The sequence below is a fragment of the Polaromonas sp. P1_G4 genome, assembly GCF_056405475.1.
In genome coordinates, this window is sequence record NZ_JBFUCA010000348.1 from 1 (window position 1) to 4521 (window position 4521).

Annotated in this window: 3 protein-coding genes; 2 read left to right on the forward strand and 1 reads right to left on the reverse strand. The window is 64.0% G+C overall.

Annotated features, from left to right (window positions below; all coding sequences use genetic code 11):
• Both rdgC and AC1D1X_RS16230 read left to right on the forward strand, forming a co-directional pair.
• Positions 1–566 (forward strand): recombination-associated protein RdgC (rdgC, locus tag AC1D1X_RS16225; RefSeq protein WP_477698655.1); only part of this gene is annotated, 566 nt, incomplete at its 5' end.
• 18 nt (positions 567–584) lie between these two features.
• Positions 585–1295 (forward strand): aspartate/glutamate racemase family protein, encoded by a 711-nt coding sequence (locus tag AC1D1X_RS16230; RefSeq protein ID WP_477669083.1) that lies wholly within the window; start codon positions 585–587, stop codon positions 1293–1295.
• Positions 1296–1301: 6 nt separating this feature from the next.
• Here the strand turns inward: AC1D1X_RS16230 and AC1D1X_RS16235 are convergent.
• Positions 1302–4521, reverse strand: a 3220-nt coding sequence (locus AC1D1X_RS16235; RefSeq protein ID WP_477698656.1) for a molybdopterin cofactor-binding domain-containing protein, incomplete at its 5' end; no start/stop codon positions are given.

Sequence of the window (4521 nt, forward strand, 5' to 3'; positions counted from 1 at the left end):
CCGGCAACCTCACAGGTGCCGACAAAATCGTGAGTTACTTCGTGGAAGCGTTGAGCGAGGTGCCGGGCGCCCTGCCCGGCCTGAAGGTCAGCCCCGTCCAGACGCAAATGTCGGCCGCTGCTGCCATGTCGCACTGGCTGTCGACCCGGGAAGCGCCATATAACTTCACGGTAGACCGCGACTGCGAGCTCAAGACACCCGATGACCAGAAGTCCACGGTGCGCTATTCGCGCCACACGCTGGAGATCGACGAAGTGGCCCAGCACATTGCTGCCGGCAAACTACCCACACAGCTGGCGATGACGTGGAACGAGCGCGTGTCTTTTGTGCTGACGGAAACCGCGCAGCTGAAAAAACTCAAGCTGCTCGATGTGGTGCTGGACGGCGTACAGGAAAGCGGCAAGGACGACGACGGCTTTGACAGCCATGCGGCCATCATTACCGGCGAGCTGTCTTCGCTGATTCCGGACATGCTGGAGGCATTGGGAGGGGAACTCGCTGAGGGAGAAGTCACACCGCACCCGGCCACCTCGCCTGCTGCCGACCCGGTGCCAGAGCCCGCGTAGCAAATACGGAGACAGGTCATGCCCCAACACATCGGTATCGTCGGCTGCTCCGCCGAAGGCGCTGCGCTTTGTTATCAAACCATCTGTGTGGAAGGCGCCGGGTCCATGGGGCCGCATGCCCACCCTGAAGTGTCCATGCATACGCCGTCGCTTTCAGATTACATGGCGTGCATCTATCGCAACGACTGGGACGGCGTGGGCGACATCATGCTCGCCTCCGCGCACAAGCTCGCAAAAGCCGGGGCGGACTTCCTGGTCTGCCCCGACAACACCATTCACCAGGCGTTTGCTTACGTACAGGAACGATCCCCCCTGCCCTGGCTCCATATCGCAGAAGTCGTTGCCGAAGAAGCGGCCAGGCGCGGGTTCCGGCGCATCGGCATCACCGGCACGCGATGGCTCGTCGACAGTGAGGTCTACCCCGACAAGCTCGCGGCCCGCGGACTGCAATACCTGCGTCCAGATGGCGCGGAGCGCGACGAAATCAACCGCATCATCATGGACGAGCTGGTGTACGGTGTCTTCAAGCCGGAAGCGATCGGGTATTTTCAGAAAGTCATTGACCGGATGAAAAGCAACGGCTGTGATGCTGTCGTCCTGGGCTGCACGGAAATCCCCCTGATCATGAGCGATTCAAACTCGCCCCTGCCGACTCTGGACTCCACACGCCTGCTGGCGCGCGCGGCGCTTGTCAGGGCGACGCAGGCCGCGCGGCCTTCGCCTGATTGAAAAGATTCAGTGCTGGCCCGGCGTGGCGCGAAGCCGTGAAACGATTGCCGGCAAATCCTGCCAGACCGGTTCCGAGGGGGCATAGCGTCCGCGCATATAAGCAGCCAGCGCTGCAACCTGGGCATCATCCAGGCTATGGCGAAAAGCCGGCATGAACCCGATATCTTTGCTCGCCGGTGACTGAATTCCCTCAAGGATCACCCGCACCAGATTGTCGGGCCGCTCGCTGTGCAGCTTGCTGTTAAGGGCCAGCGGCACGTTCACACCCAGCAGTCGCGGGCCGTCGCCATCGTGATGGCACGATGCGCAAGCGCCATTGAACAGGCGCTGGCCAGGGCCCGGCAAGTTGCCGGCAGATTGCCGGGTGGACAAGACGACCTGCCTGCTGCGTTGGACGCTTTCGGCTTCCGTAGTTGGCTCATTAAAAGACACGAGGTAAGCCGCCATTGCACGAATATCTTCTTCGGGCAAGGCAGCCAGTTCCTTGATCACAGGCGCCATGGGGCCCACGGCAATACCGCGCTGCGAAGAGTAGCCGCTACGCAGGTAGCGGTACAGTTCCGCGGCGTTCCAGGGCACGGGCGCACGCGAGAGCGCGGTCAGCGCCGGAGCGTCCCAGCCATCCACCACGGCCCCGCTTAAAAAAGCCTTCCCGCTGCGCTCTGCGCCCGCGGCGTTGCGTGGCGTGTGGCAGGCGCCGCAATGGCCCAGGCCGTTGACCAGGTAGGCACCACGATTCCATTCGGCAGTCTGCGCCGGGTCGACCCGGTAAGGTGCCGGGTCATGAAACAGGGCATTCCATCCAGCCATCAGCGGCCGCACACCAAAGGGAAAAGCCAGCCGCGTGGCCGGTGGTTCTGATCGCACGGGGGGCTGGGCCATCAGGTAGGCATACAGCGCGGTCAGATCTTCATCGCTGGTTTTGGCGAACGCGGTATAGGGAAACGCGGGATACAAATAGTGACCATCGCGGGAAATTCCTTCACGCATGGCGCGCTGGAAGGCGCTAAAAGACCACAAACCTATTCCGGTGTCCGCATCGGGCGTGAGGTTGGTGGTAACAATCTTTCCGAAAGGCGTATCCATGGCCCTGCCGCCGGCATTGGGTATGCCGCCGGGTGCTGTGTGGCACACCACACAATCGCCCGCGGCAGCGAGCTGCCGGCCGCGCTCCAGGGTTGCGGCGGTGTAGACGGATGCGCCGCTCTGCGCCACCGGGGCGATGACCGACCGGCCGCCTGCCAGCGCCCACACGATGCCCACAACCCCCGCGAGCAAGGCGCCTGCGCGGGACCACCAGGCCATGCCTTTCGGCCATGCCGTGCCCTCAGGTGCGGGATTTGGCAACCGGGCCGGAGCCGCCGGGATAGCTGGCGCGGCCGCGAGCCCCGGGTTGAGCGCAGCACGTACGACTTCTGGCGTGAAAGGCGGCTGGCGAAAACGCACGCCGGTGGCATCAAAAATGGCGTTGGCAATAGCTGCCGTACCCGGCACCGAAGACGACTCTCCGRCGCCAAGCGGTGGCTCACCGGGGCGCGCCATGGTCACGACCTCAATCACCGGCACGTCCCGGAAGTTCAGGATTGGATAGCTTCCCCATTCCAGGCTGGTCACCTGATTTGTTTTGGGCGACACCGTGACCTGTTCCGTGAGTGYACGGCTGGTCGTCTGCACTACATTGCCATGGATCTGGTGCTGAACCCCGGCGGGGTTGATCAGCGTGCCGGCGTCATGCCCTACCACGACGCGCCGGACATGCACCTCGCCCGTCTTGCGATTCACTTCGACGTCGGCCACCCAGGCCGCCCATGCCGCCCCAAACCCCGGCCATTTGCTGTGCATGTAGCGGGCATACGCAAAGCCCTGGCCGCGCACGACGTCCTGTGGGTCACCTGGCGCTGCCGGCTGCTGCTGCGGTGTCGTATGCGCCATCCAGCCGGCGCGCTCGGCCGTGGCGCGCACCAGCTCGGCAGCGCGCGGCTCTTTCAGGTACCTCAGCCGAAACTCCACCGGATCGACACCGGCTGCTGTTGCCAGTTCGTCGATGTAGGACTCATGCGCGAATGAATTGGGCAGCGCCGAGACACCGCGCAGCCATGACGCACGCAACAGCGGCGCCATGTCATTGACGGCGATGCGCATGTTGGCGTAGTCGTAGGGCGGCCGGGCGGTCCGATCGCCCATTTCATAGGCCTGCGCAACAGGCTCAATGGTGCGCGTGAGCAAAAGCGCCAGCGTGGGAGCGCCGTTTGAAGGGTATGAGGTTTGAAAGTCATACGCAGCCACCGATCCGTCGGCATTCAACCCGCCGTTCACTTGCATGAGCTGGGCGGCGCCTTTGGGTTCCCAGGCGTTTTCCTGCTCACGCGTCAGTTGCACACGCACGGGGCAGCCTGCGGCACGCGACAGCAGCGCGGCATCTGCCGCCACATCGTCAGCGCAGTTTCGCCCGTAGCAGCCTGCCGCTTCCATGCGGATCACATCAATGGCGACATCGGCCAGGCCGATCAGTCGTGATAAATCGGCCCGCAGCACATGGGGGTTTTGGGTTCCCGCCCATACCGTCAGGCGCTCCTGCTGCCAGTCGGCCACGGCGCACGAGGGCCCGAGGGAGCCGTGCATTTGATAGGGCCAGACGTAGTTGCGCGCCAGGGCTTGTGCCGCGCTTGCCATCGCGGTGTCCACGTTGCCCTCGTCGACAAGCCTGCGCTGCGTGGCCGGGTTGTTGCGGATCGCCTGCTCAAGGTCGCCCAGATTGGCGAGACCGGGCCACGGCTTCCAGCTGACACGCAATTCACGCAGCGCCTGTTCGGCCTGCTCTTCGCGCTCCGCGACAATGCCGACAAAGTCGCGGATCACCACCACCGCGCGAATGCCCGGAATGTGCGCGATCGATGATTCATCCACTGATTCCAGCGTATTGCCGATGAAGTCGCCGTTGTCGGCGCCGGCATAAGGTGGCCGCACGACGCGGCCGTGCAGCATGCCGGGCACGCGCATGTCGTGCACAAACGTCAGAGCGCCGGTGGCCTTGGCCGGGATATCCAGGCGTGCCGCGCTGGTCCCCACCAGGCGGTAGTCGGCAGCATCCTTGACAGGGGTGCCCGGCACCAGCGAGAGATGTGCATGCTCATTGACCAGCAATGCGCCATACGTCACCGATTTATCGTCCTGCCCCACCACGGAAACAACGCCGTCTCGCACGGCGAGCAGGGAAGGGTCCACC